8 protein-coding genes are annotated in these 14,652 nt (G+C 63.2%); 6 read left to right on the forward strand and 2 right to left on the reverse strand.

Annotation, left to right across the window (positions count from 1 at the left end; all coding sequences use genetic code 11):
* Positions 1-405 precede the first annotated feature (405 nt).
* The 6 genes from KTQ37_RS13540 to KTQ37_RS13565 all read left to right on the forward strand — a co-directional run bounded on the left by KTQ37_RS13540 (position 406) and on the right by KTQ37_RS13565 (position 12,749).
* Positions 406-6,744, forward strand: a complete 6,339-nt coding sequence (locus tag KTQ37_RS13540; RefSeq protein ID WP_218631055.1) for a hypothetical protein — start codon at positions 406-408, stop codon at positions 6,742-6,744.
* A gap of 66 nt (positions 6,745-6,810) precedes the next feature.
* Positions 6,811-8,526, forward strand: a complete 1,716-nt coding sequence (locus KTQ37_RS13545) for a type I secretion system permease/ATPase (RefSeq protein WP_218631056.1) — start codon at positions 6,811-6,813, stop codon at positions 8,524-8,526.
* A gap of 15 nt (positions 8,527-8,541) precedes the next feature.
* The gene (locus KTQ37_RS13550; RefSeq protein WP_218631057.1) at positions 8,542-9,987 is read left to right on the forward strand and encodes an HlyD family type I secretion periplasmic adaptor subunit; all 1,446 of its coding nucleotides are present in this window, start codon (positions 8,542-8,544) and stop codon (positions 9,985-9,987) included.
* A gap of 75 nt (positions 9,988-10,062) precedes the next feature.
* Complete coding sequence (locus tag KTQ37_RS13555; RefSeq protein WP_218631058.1) at positions 10,063-10,650, forward strand: glycosyltransferase family protein; 588 nt, start codon at positions 10,063-10,065, stop codon at positions 10,648-10,650.
* Positions 10,651-10,701: 51 nt separating this feature from the next.
* Positions 10,702-11,526: a ferritin-like domain-containing protein gene (locus KTQ37_RS13560; protein ID WP_218631059.1), complete on the forward strand. Its 825-nt coding sequence runs from the start codon at positions 10,702-10,704 to the stop codon at positions 11,524-11,526.
* 95 nt (positions 11,527-11,621) lie between these two features.
* Positions 11,622-12,749, forward strand: a complete 1,128-nt coding sequence (locus KTQ37_RS13565; protein ID WP_218631060.1) for an aminotransferase class V-fold PLP-dependent enzyme — start codon at positions 11,622-11,624, stop codon at positions 12,747-12,749.
* A 41-nt stretch (positions 12,750-12,790) separates the two neighbouring features.
* Here KTQ37_RS13565 and KTQ37_RS16965 read toward each other — a convergent pair whose 3' ends face one another.
* Together KTQ37_RS16965 and KTQ37_RS16970 are read right to left on the reverse strand one after the other, a co-directional pair.
* Positions 12,791-13,735, reverse strand: a complete 945-nt coding sequence (locus KTQ37_RS16965) for a thiamine pyrophosphate-dependent enzyme (protein ID WP_328799730.1) — start codon at positions 13,733-13,735, stop codon at positions 12,791-12,793.
* On the reverse strand, positions 13,639-14,439 hold the full coding sequence (locus KTQ37_RS16970; protein WP_328799731.1) for a thiamine pyrophosphate-binding protein: 801 nt from the start codon (positions 14,437-14,439) through the stop codon (positions 13,639-13,641). The genes KTQ37_RS16965 and KTQ37_RS16970 overlap by 97 nt, the downstream gene beginning before the upstream one ends.
* Between the last annotated feature and the right edge of the window lie 213 nt (positions 14,440-14,652).

Below are 14,652 nucleotides of genomic sequence, written 5' to 3' on the forward strand. Positions count from 1 at the left end.
AGCACGGTAGGCAGGTCGCGCGGACCTGCCGCCGCCACGACTTTTGCGCGAATTGTGCATTCTGGATACAGCTTGACTTGGGGATAATAGAGGAGGATTGTTTTTGTAATGAGAACGGACACAAACGCATTTCCTTTTGTTTATTCGTCTTCGACATAAGTCTCCCTGAGACAAAGGGAGGTTAAGCATTCCGCCGTGCAAAACCGGCGTGAGGCAGTATCCCGGCACCTAGACGCAGCAGCTCAGTTTCTGATGACGGTCGGTTAATCGCCGACCGATCACATTTTCGGGTTGGTTTTGAGGGCTAGCTAGATCGGTGCCGACTCCGGGCGAAGTTCGGTGCACTACCCGCTGACGGCACGTCTTTCGCGCCTTCCCTGCTGACCTGTCAGGGAGGATAAAGAGATGACGATCAATATTGATTTTGGTGACTTCGAAGGCTTCTTTCTTGACGAAAGCCTCGGTCAACAGACTGCCCCGCAGGACAATCCGCCCGGTGACGGTGACGACATCGCCTGGGGCACGCTGCCGCTCAGTCTGCGCGATCTCGTTGGGGCGCTTGATGACAGTACGGCCTTCGGCGACGACACGGGTGCGACCAACCCGCTACAGACATTCGCCTCGGCAGGTCGTATTGCGCGCAGCCCGCTCAACGCTGTCAGCGTGACCTCGACGGGCGTCATCGAGAACGTCTCGATTGCCGGGTACAACTCGGGCGGGGGAACTGCGGTCCCGCTTGCAGTGTGGGACAGCGAAGCATCATTTAACTGGGCCGGGGATCTTTCTGGGTTGTACGACAGCGGCCTTCGGACGCTTGTCGACAGCGACACGGACGGAACCAACAACCGGATCTTTTTCTTCTCGGACATTACCTATGACGACGGCGGCGTGACCAAGAGCTACACGACCGAGGCCGGTCTGGAAGCCGGAAACATCATCTACGGGATCGAAGAGGGCACGGGCGATCTGGTGATGATCATCTATGTCGACGAGACCCAGGTTTCGGCCAGCCAGATCGATCTGACCTATTACATGATGACCTTTGAGGCGGTCTACGACCCGGAGGCGGGTGAAACGCAGGCAGATACCGACCACTCGATTGACCTGACGGGCAAGATCGGCCTTCTGGTCGATGACGCGGTGGGGTTCGACTTCTCCGATGCACCTGCGGGCAAGAGCTTGTTCCTGTTGGGCGTTCAGACGGGGTCGCTAACGCCTGACACCGAGGATCCGGACGATGAAGGCGGCTCAAACGACTTGCGCGGTCTTTTGGTGACGGGCCAGACGGCGGTGGTCCAGATCAACACCTCGAAGGTTGGCGACACCACCATCGGCTATGGCAACCAGGGCATCAACCCCGGCGAGGTGGTCGTTTTCACCTATGTTCAGGGAAATCTCGACCCCGACTACGTCATTCCCAATTTGACGCAGACGACTGCGGACATCGCCGCCAATATCGAGTTCGATATGTACGACCCTGCTTCGGAAGGGCAGTTCGACATCGCCCAAACCGTGAGCGGGGCGACGCAGGCGCTGCTGTTGCGCGCCTATGACATCGACTCTGGTGTCGAGGACAGCGAATTCTTCCATGCCACCAACGGGTTCATGTCCAACCGCGTTGACGTGGATTTCCTGATGGTGTCGGTTGATCTGGTGGGAGGCGGCACGGCCGAGTTCGACGTGAGCGCCGCGACGCTCAACAGCCCGGTCTCCGATGGCCGGATCACGTTTACGCTGACCGCCGACGGGGTCAAGGTTTCGGGGCTGGAAGCGGGCGACACGATCCTGTTCACGACGGACGGTCCGCATGATCAGGTCGAAATCGAGGGTTTCAGCGGCAATTTCGACGTGGGTGGTTACAAGACCACCACGACCAATGCGATCGCGACCGATATCGGCGGTCAGTTCAATATTGAGGATGCCGGCATCGCGGTGAGTGTCAGTACCACGAGTGCGACGCTGAGCGGGCTTGAGGTTGACGAGACGGTTGGCACCGACCGCGCAGACGAGGCCAATAGCGAAACGGCGAATGGCAACAGCGATGACGCGGTTGGCAAGCTTGGCGTCGTGACCTCGGCCGAGAAGATCGGGACGCTGTTCACCGAGACGGTGACGGAGGATACCGACGGCCATGACAGTGCCGCCGACAGCGACAGCTACAAGCTTGTGCTGGTGGATACCTCGGGCGCTGAACCCGATCCGACGGCGACGACGCTGGCGACGACGCTCTCGGTTTCGGGCGGGGCCACGGGGTATGTCGCGGGAACCGCGTCGATCACGCTCGTGCTGTCGAGCGGGGTCGTTTACGGCATGTATAACGGCGACACCGACCCGACCGACGGCAGCGCGAATATTGCCTTCACCGTCGAGCTGACGGCGACCGACGAAGACGGCAAGGTCAAGGTCACGCTTTACGAGCCGATCGCGCACAACGGCACGAGCGCCCATGACGAGGTTCTCGATCTGGTCGCGACCGACGGCTACCTGGGCGTGCAGCGCGACTACACCGTTTATGATCATGACGGCGATTTCGCCAGCGACAGCGCGATCAAGGACATCACGCCCTTCATCGACTTTGGCGATGACGGCCCGACCGCTTCGGTTTCGGCCAGCGGCACCGCGGTATCCACGTTCGCGCTGAACCTCGATGAGACCGAAGGCAGCCCCGACCGCTATGGCTCGGGCGATGCGGTGCAGGACAATGACTCGGGCGCGGATGATGTGACCAACACCGACATCGGCGGGATCACGCCCTTTGGGCAGAAGACGACGACGGTCTCGGGCGGGCTCAAGACGCTGTTCACGGTCTCGACCGATCCCGGGCAGGACGACCCTGGCGCGACCTCCTACAAGTTCGAGTTCGTGCTGACCGATGGCGATGCCGATGGGGTGGAGACCACGCTGAAAACCAGCGTCAATGGCGAGACGATCGTTCTGACGCTGGAGGATCTGGACGGCGACGGGGTGAATGAACTTGTCGGGCGCGAGGAGACCTTGGACGCGGTCGCCTTCGTGGTCAGCATCGAGAACCCGACCTCGGGGACGGATGCGCAGCTGACCTTCCGGCAGATGCTGGCCTTCGAGCACCCGACTTCGCCCAGCACGTATGACGAGCTCGCCTCGATCCTGACGGCGCAGGACAATGACAGCGTGGGCATCAAGCTGACGGTGACGCAGACCGACTCGGAAGGCGACAGCGAGGCCGCAACCCATACGCGCACCATCGTCGATGACACCAACACCATCTTCTCGTCGGATGACGATGGGCCGACGCTGACCGCCGATGCTCTGGAGGGGAGCGAACTGGCCACCGAGCTTTCCGATATCGCGCTCAATCTGGATGAGACGACTGGCTGGGTTGGTGCCGATGATCTCTATAACGGCGCCGAGACCGAGTCGAACCAGGTTGTGCCAAACGGAAACGCCGATGATCCCACGCCGGTTCAGCAAACGCCGGTCTATGTGCTCAAGGCGGATCTGGACGGTGCCAGTTACATCGGACGGCTTACGACTGACGTGGCGAGCGGCGAGGACATGACAAGCGATGTCGCCGATCTCTTCGCGGACATCGTCGCCGATTACGGTCGCGACGGCGAAGGTGACTTCAGCGGCGACGGCAGCGTGAAATACGCCTACAGCCTGCTGCTTTCCTCGGAAGATCCAATTGCCACCAATCTCTATGCGACGGCGCAGGGCGATCACGCGGGGGCCTCCATGGCCGAGCGTCGGATCTACCTGATCGAGGAAGACGGGGTGATCTATGGCGTTACTGCCGGCGTTGACGGGATCGGTGACGCGGACGAGTTCGATGGTGTCGACACGACGCAGGACGAATACGTTGCCTTCAAGATCGAGCTGCTCAATGCGAGCGATCCTGAAAACGTCCAGCTTCAGGTGACCCATTATCTGGCGATCGATCATGGCGGCACCGAAGATCCTGCGGTGTTCGATGAAGAACTGGTCATGACCCTCGCAACAGGGGAAGATCTGTCGCTGAAGCGGACCGTGACGATTATTGACGGTGATGATGACGAAGTCAGCGCCAATGACAGCGTTGCGATTGCGGACGATGCGGGCGGCTTCCTCAGCTTCGATGACACGGGCATCGCGGTGAGTGTCAGCACGACGAGTGCGACGCTGAGCGGGCTTGAGGTTGACGAGACGGTTGGCACCGACCGCGCGGATGAGGCCAATAGCGAAACGGCGAATGGCAACAGCGATGACGCGGTCGGCAAGCTTGGCGTCGTGACCTCGGCCGAGAAGATCGGGACGCTGTTCACCGAGACGGTGACGGAGGATACCGACGGCCATGACAGTGCCGCCGACAGCGACAGCTACAAGCTTGTGCTGGTGGATACCTCGGGCGCTGAACCCGATCCGACGGCGACGACGCTGGCGACGACGCTCTCGGTTTCGGGCGGGGCCACGGGGTATGTCGCAGGAACCGCGTCGATCACGCTCGTGCTGTCGAGCGGGGTCGTTTACGGCATGTATAACGGCGACACCGACCCGACCGACGGCAGCGCGAATATTGCCTTCACCGTCGAGCTGACGGCGACCGACGAAGACGGCAAGGTCAAGGTCACGCTTTACGAGCCGATCGCGCACAACGGCACGAGCGCCCATGACGAGGTTCTCGATCTGGTCGCGACCGACGGCTACCTGGGCGTGCAGCGCGACTACACCGTTTATGATCATGACGGCGATTTCGCCAGCGACAGCGCGATCAAGGACATCACGCCCTTCATCGACTTTGGCGATGACGGCCCGACCGCTTCGGTTTCGGCCAGCGGCACCGCGGTATCCACGTTCGCGCTGAACCTCGATGAGACCGAAGGCAGCCCCGACCGCTATGGCTCGGGCGATGCGGTGCAGGACAATGACTCGGGCGCGGATGATGTGACCAACACCGACATCGGCGGGATCACGCCCTTTGGGCAGAAGACGACGACGGTCTCGGGCGGGCTCAAGACGCTGTTCACGGTCTCGACCGATCCCGGGCAGGACGACCCTGGCGCGACCTCCTACAAGTTCGAGTTCGTGCTGACCGATGGCGATGCCGATGGGGTGGAGACCACGCTGAAAACCAGCGTCAATGGCGAGACGATCGTTCTGACGCTGGAGGATCTGGACGGCGACGGGGTGAATGAACTTGTCGGGCGCGAGGAGACCTTGGACGCGGTCGCCTTCGTGGTCAGCATCGAGAACCCGACCTCGGGGACGGATGCGCAGCTGACCTTCCGGCAGATGCTGGCCTTCGAGCACCCGACTTCGCCCAGCACGTATGACGAGCTCGCCTCGATCCTGACGGCGCAGGACAATGACAGCGTGGGCATCAAGCTGACGGTGACGCAGACCGACTCGGAAGGCGACAGCGAGGCCGCAACCCATACGCGCACCATCGTCGATGACACCAACACCATCTTCTCGTCGGATGACGATGGGCCTGATATCGGCGGCGTCGACAACGATATCGCCGATGCCGATATCAAGTTCGTGTCTTCGGGCGCGAATTCGAGCGCGGAGGTCGATCTTGAAGCCGCGATGGGCCGAGACTTTGACGGCTCCTCGGGTGGGGTAACGATCACCGATTTCGAACCGACGCTGGTCTATTCCTATCCGAACCTCACCCTGACTCTGACCGGCGACTACACCGACGACACGATGAAGGAGGTTGTCTATTACATCGAAGACGGAACTGCCGGATACGACGGCACCGAGACGGTCTATTTCCGTATGCTGCTGGACGACAGCGATGCAGATCCGGCGAACTGGACCTACACTTGGAGTTCCGAGCAGGACCCGCCCGAGCCGAACCTCGAATTCGACTTTGACGGTTTCCCATCGGGGCAGCAGATCTACGGCGTATTCGGACCGAACTCTCCGACCGGCAATGGCGATGCGCTGCTGGTCATTCCTGACGGGATCGTGCTGAAAGCGAACGGGACGCGGGATTCCTCGGCTTCGACCTCGCTCAACTCCTCGAATGCCGAGGCCTCGGGCACGGCTCTTGGGATCAGCGGCCAGTCCGTGGATGACGGCGAGACGATGTATTTCTTCTCGATCGAGGAGCCCACGGACGCGATTACCGTTGGGGCGACGGGCTTTGACAAGACATCCTACAAGAACGGCAACACGCTGGATTTCGATGGTTTCATCGACCGTACCAGTGCGCAGATCGAGATCGCCCAGACCACGCCGAACGGCTCGGAAGTCGATTTGACGATTGCGGCCTACAACATGACGAGTAACGACGCACCGGTCAGTTCGACGACCTTCCTGCAAAATCCGCTCGGAGTGGCGCACACGACCGTTCAGATCACCTCGGTGAAAATCTACGACGGGGAGCCGATGGAGGATGAGTCGAACCTGGTTGCGACGGCCACGATCTCGGGCGATGGCTCGACCGAGAGCTTCGTGATCGAGGCGGCCTATGCCGGGATCTACACCGGCACCGTGATCGATAACGGTGACAAGACCGTAGAAGTCACCGACGTGCTTGATGACTATACCGTCGAGGTCGGCACGGCATCGGGCGCGGATACGTTCGGGGTGACCAATACCGACGATGACGGCGACAGCTTCGATATCGGCGGGGTGAACTTCCTTGAGGCGCAGCTGACGCCCGACAAGCAACTCGATTGGGAGATCACGATCACCGATTTCGATGGCGACACCGATAGTGTCGAAATCACGACCGGCATCGATGGCACCGATCCGACCGATACGCTCGTGGTCATCTAGTGATCGCATGGGCCGGGCAGGCAATTGCCCGGCCTCATCAATTCCACCGCGGAAGGGGGATGCAAAATGGCGATCGAACAGACCGATTTTCGTGCCACGATGCGCTCGGTGCACAGGCTTACGCCCATCCTGATCTTGCTCAGCGCAGCGCTCAACCTGCTTTTGCTGGTCGGGGCGATCTACATGCTCCAGATCTATGACCGTGTGCTGACCAGCGGCTCGCATGACACGCTGATCTGGCTGACGGTCATCGCGGTTTTCGCCATCGCGGTGTATGCCGTGGTCGAGCGATCGCGCCACATCATCCTGTCGCGCGCGGCCTTCTGGTTGGATCGGGAGCTGACGGCCCCCGCGATCCGCCGCCGGATGGAAGCACGGCTTGCCGGCACGCCCTCGCAGGCGGGGCCGCGCGAGGTGGCCGATCTGCGGAATTTCTATCGCGGTGACGCAGTGATGGCGCTCTATGACGCGCCCTGGGGTGCGATCTTCATCCTGTTCATCTGGGCGCTGCATCCGGTTCTTGGGATGATCGCGCTTGGCGGGGCAGGGGTGCTGTTCGGGCTGAGCCTGCTCAATGATCTGCTCACCCGCAAGCAGCAGCGCGAGGCGATGCAGGCCGTTCACGGCGCCAACGATCTGGCCATCCGCTACGTCGATGCGGGCGAGACGATCCGGCCGCTCGGCATGGGGGCTGCGCTGTTCGACCGCTGGCAAGGCCGCGCCGCCATCGCGCACGGGCGCGAGGCCGCGCTGCAGGAGCGCACCTCGAGTATCGTCAGTATCTCGCGCGGCATTCGCCTTGCGTTGCAGGTGATGATCCTTGGTGCGGGCGCGTTTCTGGTGTTGCGCGGGGATCTGACGGCAGGCGCGATGATCGCGGCCTCGATCACGCTTGGCCGGGCGCTGTCGCCCATCGAGCGGCTGACCGCCGCGTGGCGCCAGTTGCAGGCTGCGCGTGTGGCCCGTACGGCGCTGGATGCGGCACTGAAAGCGGGCGAGGGCAGAACCCGGCTGGCGCTGCACCGCCCCAAAGGCGCGCTCGCGCTGGAGGGGGTTCATTTCGCCGCGCCCGGCAGTTCCGAGCGTATTCTGAAGAACATCAGTTTCGCGATCGAGCCGGGCACCTGTCTGGCCATCGTTGGCCCTTCGGGCGCGGGCAAGTCGAGCCTGTGCCGCCTGCTGGTCGGTGCATGGGCGCCAACTGCGGGGCACGTGCGGCTGGACGGCGCGGATGTTTTCAGCTGGGACCCGGATGAGCTTGGCCACCACATCGGCTACCTTCCGCAGCGGGTGGACCTGTTTCCCGGCACCATCGCCGAGAATATCGCGCGCTTTGGCAAGATGGAGTCCGACGCCGTGATTGCCGCCGCCGAGGCCGCCGGGGTGCACAAGCTGATCCTGCGCTTCCCGAAGGGTTATGACACGGTGATCGATCCCTCGGGCGAGCAGATCTCGCTTGGACAACGCCAGCGCATCGGCCTTGCGCGGGCGCTCTACGGCGGGCCGTCCTTCGTGGTGCTCGATGAGCCGAACTCCAATCTCGATCGCGAGGGCGAGGAATGCCTGCATAACGCCATCGCCTTGCTGAAACGCGCGGGGGCGAGCGTGGTCGTGGTTTCGCACCGCGCCTCGATCCTCAAGCTGGCCGATCTTGTGCTGGCCCTGAGCGAGGGGCAGGTCGAGCAATTCGGCAAGAAGGGCAGCAAGCCGCAGGTTGTCGCCGAAACCCGCGAAGTGGGTGCGGTGCGCGGCCCACGCGTGCGTATCTCGCCAGCAGGTTAGAGGTAGGGAGGGAACATGTCGTTGCCTGATGCAGAGTGGTTTCGCGCAGCACTGGGTGAGGTTCTCTCGAAGATCGAGGGGGCGACGGGCTCAGGCGCATATGTTGCTGCGGCGGGTGTGGCGCTGCTTCTTGGTGGCGCTTTGTGGATGGTTTTTCGGCGCCGAGCGGGGACAGGCGTTCTGGCGGGCGCGGTGCGAGGGCCCGTCCTGACGGGTCTTGTCGCGCTTGGCCTCTTTATTGGCGTGATGGGGATGTGGTCGTGGCTCGTTCCGCTTGCCGGGGCCGCCGTTGCGCCCGGGGTCTTCAGCCCGATGGGCGACACCAAGACGGTGCAGCACCTCGAAGGCGGGATCGTGAAAGAGATCCTCGTCGCCGATGGCTCGAAAGTGACTGCGGGCGCGCCGCTGATCTTGCTTGACGACACCGAAACGCGCGGGGAGCTTTCTGCGAAGACCGAGCGATATATCTATCTGCTCGCGGTCGAGGCCCGGCTGGCGGCCGAGTTGCAGGGCACCGAAATGCACGATCCGCCCGCGGCCTTCGCTGACTTGCCGCCCGAGGCGATGACGGTCTTCAGCGGCCAGCAGGAGCTTTTGCAGACCCGCCGAACCACGCAGCAGGCGCGAGAGAACGTGCTGCTGGCGCGCGCCGAGCAGCTACGCACCACCGCGCATGGGATCGAAGGCGTGGTCGAGGCCAAGAACCAGGAACTCGACATCCTGCGCGGCGAAATCGCCACCGCGCGTGACCTTTATGACAAGGGCCTGCAACGGCTCCCGCAAGTGCTGGCGCTGGAGCGCGAAAGCGCGAGTGTGCGTTCGGAAATCGCGCAGTCCCAGACCGAGATCGCCCGCATCGGCGAGCAGGTCGCCGAGACGCAGCTACAAATGCAGACCCTGCGCGAGGAAATGCTTGAGGCCGCAAGTAGCGAGCTTGCGCAGACCCGCGCCGAACTGGCGCTGACCCGCAGTGATCTGCCCGCCTATCGGGATCGGTTGGAACGACTTGTCATTCGTGCCCCGGTCTCGGGCACCGTGGCGAACATGCAGGTCGCGACCATGAGCGGGGTGATCAAGCCGGGGCAGGCGCTGCTGGACATCGTGCCCGCCGATATTGAGCTGCTGGCCGAGGCGCGCGTGCGCCCGACCGATATCGACAGGATCTACACCGGTATGCGCGTTCGGGTCGTGCTGACGGCCTACCGCCAGCGCAACCTGCCGCAGATCTTTGGCCAGGTGCGCTCGGTCTCGGCGGACCGCATCATCGACGAGCGCACCGATGTGCCCTATTTCATGGCCGATGTCAGCGTAGATCAGGAGGCCCTGAGAAGCCTGCCCGACGTGGTGCTCACATCTGGGATGCCCGTCGAGATCATCTTCCTCGACGACGAACAGACGCTGCTCAGCTACCTGCTCGATCCGGTCAGGACCTCGTTCAACCGCAGCTTCGTGGGGCACTAGAGAGGGTCTGTTGGTCGCGCTGCGCAAGAGCTTGATGTACTGGGGTCGAGCTATCGGCGGATGGGTGGCTACAGCATGTTGCGTCGGCGTGGTGTGAAATCGCTTCCCACTCAGCACGAGGATATCGTGCGGGCTCTGCCTCTGGCGAACCAGATCTGCCACCCCGCAGTGATGATGCGCCGCAGCGCGATTACCGAAGCCGGCGGATATGATCCGCGGTTTCGCCTGGCGCAGGACTACGATCTGTGGCTGCGCATGATCGGCTCGGCGCGCTTTGGGAATCTGCCCGAGCCGCTTTTGAACATGCGGCGGCATGTGGGGCGCAGTTCAGGTCCGGCCAACCGCGCGCGGCATACGCATTTCAGCATCACGGCCTCGGTCAATCATTTCCGCCGGCAGTCTGATCTGCCCGAGTTTGATCCGGCCTGCACGGCAGAGGATCTCGCGCAGGGGATGCTGGATCTGCTGCGCCTTGGCTCCGAGGCGGATCATGATCGCAAGGCGCTTGTCCGCCACGCGGCACGATTTATCCGCAACTGCCCCTGCGACCCGGCTATCTGCGCGCGCCTCGCGCAGGCAGTACTGTCGCTGTCGGGCCTGAATGACCGCATCAAGCTGCGCCTCTACCGCTTCTTGCAGCGCAGTCACATGCGCGGGGCATAGGCGGGTCAGCACCCCCTCGCCAGAGTGCGGCGGATTGGGTAGGTGATAGGGATGATACAGATTCCCGATACCCTTGCCGCCTGTGCTGTTGATGTTCTGACCACTGCCGACGCGATGGAGAAAACCGCGAAGTCGCGGCTTTATGCCAAGGCCTGGTTCGCGGGGCGCGCCGCTGGCCAACCCATGCCCATCGGTAGCGCCGAGCCGCCCGCGCGACCGGCGCGGCCCGAGCGCCCCGAATTGCTGGCGCCGCGCGATGTGCCGCGCCGCAGGCCTGGAACCCCTGCGGGACGCAAGGCGCTGCTGCACGCTGTGGCGCATATCGAACTGAACGCCGTCGATCTGCACTGGGATATCATCGCGCGCTTCACCGCGACGCCGATGCCGCTAGGTTTCTACGACGACTGGGTGAAATCGGCCGACGAAGAGGCCAAGCATTTCCGGCTGATCAGCGACTGCCTTGCAACGCTTGGCAGCTACTATGGCGAGCTTCCGGCCCATGCGGGCATGTGGCGCGCAGCCGAGGACACTGCAACGGACCTCATGGGGCGCCTGACGGTCGTGCCCATGGTGCTTGAGGCGCGCGGGCTTGATGTGACGCCGGGCATGATCGAGATCTTCCGCAAGGCCGACCAGCCTGATGCCATCGCCTCGCTTGAGACGATCTACGCCGAAGAGGTGGGGCACGTCGCCTATGGCTCGAAATGGTTCCACTTTCTCTGTGGACGGCACGAATTGGACCCGAAAGAGACCTTCCATACCCTGGTGCGCAAGTATTTCCACGGGGCGCTGAAGCCGCCCTTCAACGAGGAAAAGCGCGCCGAGGCGGGCATTCCCCCCGATTTCTACTGGCCACTGGCCGAGCAGGCCGAGTAGCGCGGCATCCTGTCCGGGGGCGCGGGCGGTTTTTCGCTGGCCCTGCGCGGTTGCCCAAGACTAGGGTGATCGCAAAGAACAGGAGGAACCACGAAATGCCCGGTCTGCGCCCCGATGTCGATCCCGATGGCCTGAGCGAGTTCTCGGTCGTTTTCACCGACCGCTCTCTGAACCACATGTCCGCACGTTTTCAAGGCGTTACGCGCGACATCTCATCCATGCTGCGCGAGGTTTATGGCGCCGAGGCCGTCGCCCTGGTGCCCGGTGGCGGCACCTTCGCGATGGAGGCGGTCGCACGCCAGTTCGCCGGTGGGCGTCACGCGCTGATCGTGCGCAACGGCTGGTTCTCTTATCGCTGGACGCAGATTTTCGAGGCGGGTGGTTTTGCCAGCGACACGACCGTGGTCATGGCGCGCCCGGCCGGGAATGTCCCGCAGCCCGCTTATGCGCCGCCGCCCATCGAAGAGGTCATCGCGCGCATCCGCGAGGCCCGGCCCGAGGTCGTCTTTGCGCCGCATGTCGAAACCTCCTCGGGGATCATCCTTCCTGACGACTATATCCGTGCCATGGCCGAGGCCGCGCATGAGGTGGGTGCGCTGCTGGTGCTCGATTGTATCGCCTCGGGGTGCATCTGGGTCGATATGCTGGCGACGGGCGTCGATGTGCTGATCTCGGCGCCGCAAAAGGGCTGGTCGGCCTCGCCCTCGGCGGGGATGGTGATGATGTCGGCACGCGGCGTTGCGCGGCTCGAAGAGACGGTATCGAACTCCTTCGCTATGGACCTGAAGAAGTGGCGCGCGATCATGGCGGCCTATGAGGGGGGCGGTCACGCCTATCACGCAACCATGCCGACCGATGCGCTGGTCGGCCTGCGCGATGCGATGGCCGAGACGCGGGTGCTTGGCTTCGACGCGATGAAAGAGGCGCAATGGGCGCTTGGTCGCGCGGTGCGCGAGATATTGGCAGCCAAGGGCGTGCGCTCGGTCGCGGCGCAGGGCTTTGGTGCGCCCGGCGTGGTCGTGTCCTATACCGAAGACCCGGATATTCAGAACGGCAAGAAATTCCTCGCCGAGGGGATGCAGATTGCCGCCGGTGTGCCGCTGCAAGTGGGCGAGGGGGCCGAGTTCCGCACTTTCCGTCTTGGCCTTTTCGGGCTCGACAAGATCACCGACATCGATGGCACGGTGGCCCGCCTGCGCGCCGTCGTCGATCGGGTTCTGTAAAGCAATGGGGCAAGGCGCGATGCCTTGCCCCGCTTATCCGTTCAGGTGCCGCTGCGGATCTGGCTAAGCGTGCGCGCAGGCGTGATCGCCTCGGGGTCGAGGCGCACCTCGATGATCGCAGGCTTGCCGCTCGCACGGGCACGCTCGAACGCGGGGCCGAAGTCTTCGGTGCGCGCCACCAACTCTCCGTGACCGCCATAGGCCTCGGCGAAGGCCACGAAGTCGGGGTTCACCAGATCGGTTCCGCTGACACGACCGGGGTAGTCGCGTTCCTGATGCATGCGGATCGTGCCGTAGATGCCGTTGTTCACAAGCACGGTGATCAGCGGCAGGCCGTAGCGCACGGCGGTAATGAATTCCTGCCCGTGCATCATGAAGCAACCATCGCCCGCGAAACAGATTACCTCGCGCTCGGGGAACAGCTTCTTCGCGGCAACGGCGGCAGGCAGTCCGTAGCCCATCGACCCCGAGGTCGGCGCCGCCTGCGTGTTGAACTGCCGGAAGCGGTGATAGCGATGCACCCAGGTCGCGTAATTGCCCGCGCCATTGGTGAAGATCGCGTCGGGGGCGGTGTTGGCCTCGATCCACTCCATGATCGGGCCCATCCGCACGTCGCCGGGGCCGGTTTTCGGGGGCGTGGACCAGGCAAGGTAGCTGTCATGCATTCGCGCGGTGCGCTCAGCCCAGACCGGCGCGGCTGCGGGTTCCAGCGCCGCAAGGGCAGCGCAAAACGCATCGGGCGCGGCGCAGATCGGCAGGTCGGCCCGGTAGACGCGACCCAGTTCATCCGGGTCGGGATAAACGTGAACCAGCTTTTGCGCGGGGTAGGGGACATCGATCAGCGTGTAGCGCGACGAGGGCATCTCGGACATCCGTGCGCCGATCAGGATCAGCAGGTCGGATTTCTTGATCTCCTCGGCCAGCGCCGGGTTGATACCGATCCCGACATCGCCCGCATAACTCGGGTGCAGGTGATCAAACAGCATCTGCCGCCGGAACGAGCAGCCGACCGGAAGCTGGAAGCGTTCTGCGAACCTGTGATATCCGCCACGGCGGCGTCGCTCCAACGGGTGCCGCCAAGGATCACCATCGGGCGCTTGGCCTGCGCGAGCGCCTCGGCCAGTGCCGCAATCTGCTGCGGGCCGGGATGGGCCTCGACAGGCATATAGGGCTGCGCCTCCGGCGCCTCGACCAGATCGTCGAGCATGTCTTCGGGCAGCGTCAAAACGACGGGACCGGGGCGCCCCGAGGTCGCCACCGCGAAGGCGCGGGTCACGAATTCCGGGATGCGGCTGGCGTCGTCGATCTCGCCCACCCATTTGGCGAACTCGGTGAAGGCACGGCGGTATTCGACCTCCTGAAAAGCCTCGCGTTCACGCGCCGGGCGTTGGACCTGGCCGATAAACAGGATCATCGGGATCGCGTCCTGATGGGCGATATGCAGACCAGCGCTTGCGTTCGTCGCGCCCGGTCCGCGCGTTACCATGCAGATGCCGGGTTGTCCGGTCAGGCGGCCCCAGCAGTCGGCCATCATCGCTGCGCCGCCTTCCTGACGGCAGACCATGACATCGATCCCGCTGTCATAGAGCGCGTCCAGCACGGCCAGATAGCTCTCGCCGGGCACACAGCTGATCTGCTTCACGCCGTTCGCTTTCAGTGCCTCGACGATCAGTTGGCCACCTGTCTTCATCGTATTCCTCCGGTCCTTCGGGCTCTGCACGGCCCCGTTTCGCGATTCCTATACCCTGCGCGCCGTGCCGACCAGTCCGGTGCTGTTGTGTGGGTCCGCTATCGCCTCTTTCGTACAAGTGAATTGATCGGAGCAAGACGGGCACGAATCCGCGACAAACCGATACAATTCTGACCTCTGACAGTTTCGTTCGGCACAATCAGAATTCCAAGA

Source organism: Sedimentimonas flavescens, assembly GCF_019264375.1.
GTDB lineage: Bacteria > Pseudomonadota > Alphaproteobacteria > Rhodobacterales > Rhodobacteraceae > Rhodobacter > Rhodobacter flavescens.

What these genes read in the sequence shown, in the direction of transcription:
- KTQ37_RS13540 (WP_218631055.1), top strand. Translation starts at nt 406, where the DNA reads ATGACGATCAATATTGATTTTGGTGACTTCGAAGGCTTCTTTCTTGAC.
- KTQ37_RS13545 (WP_218631056.1), top strand. Translation starts at nt 6,811, where the DNA reads ATGGCGATCGAACAGACCGATTTTCGTGCCACGATGCGCTCGGTGCAC.
- KTQ37_RS13550 (WP_218631057.1), top strand. Translation starts at nt 8,542, where the DNA reads ATGTCGTTGCCTGATGCAGAGTGGTTTCGCGCAGCACTGGGTGAGGTT.
- KTQ37_RS13555 (WP_218631058.1), top strand. Translation starts at nt 10,063, where the DNA reads ATGTTGCGTCGGCGTGGTGTGAAATCGCTTCCCACTCAGCACGAGGAT.
- KTQ37_RS13560 (WP_218631059.1), top strand. Translation starts at nt 10,702, where the DNA reads ATGATACAGATTCCCGATACCCTTGCCGCCTGTGCTGTTGATGTTCTG.
- KTQ37_RS13565 (WP_218631060.1), top strand. Translation starts at nt 11,622, where the DNA reads ATGCCCGGTCTGCGCCCCGATGTCGATCCCGATGGCCTGAGCGAGTTC.
- KTQ37_RS16965 (WP_328799730.1), bottom strand. Translation starts at nt 13,735, where the DNA reads ATGCTGTTTGATCACCTGCACCCGAGTTATGCGGGCGATGTCGGGATC.
- KTQ37_RS16970 (WP_328799731.1), bottom strand. Translation starts at nt 14,439, where the DNA reads ATGAAGACAGGTGGCCAACTGATCGTCGAGGCACTGAAAGCGAACGGC.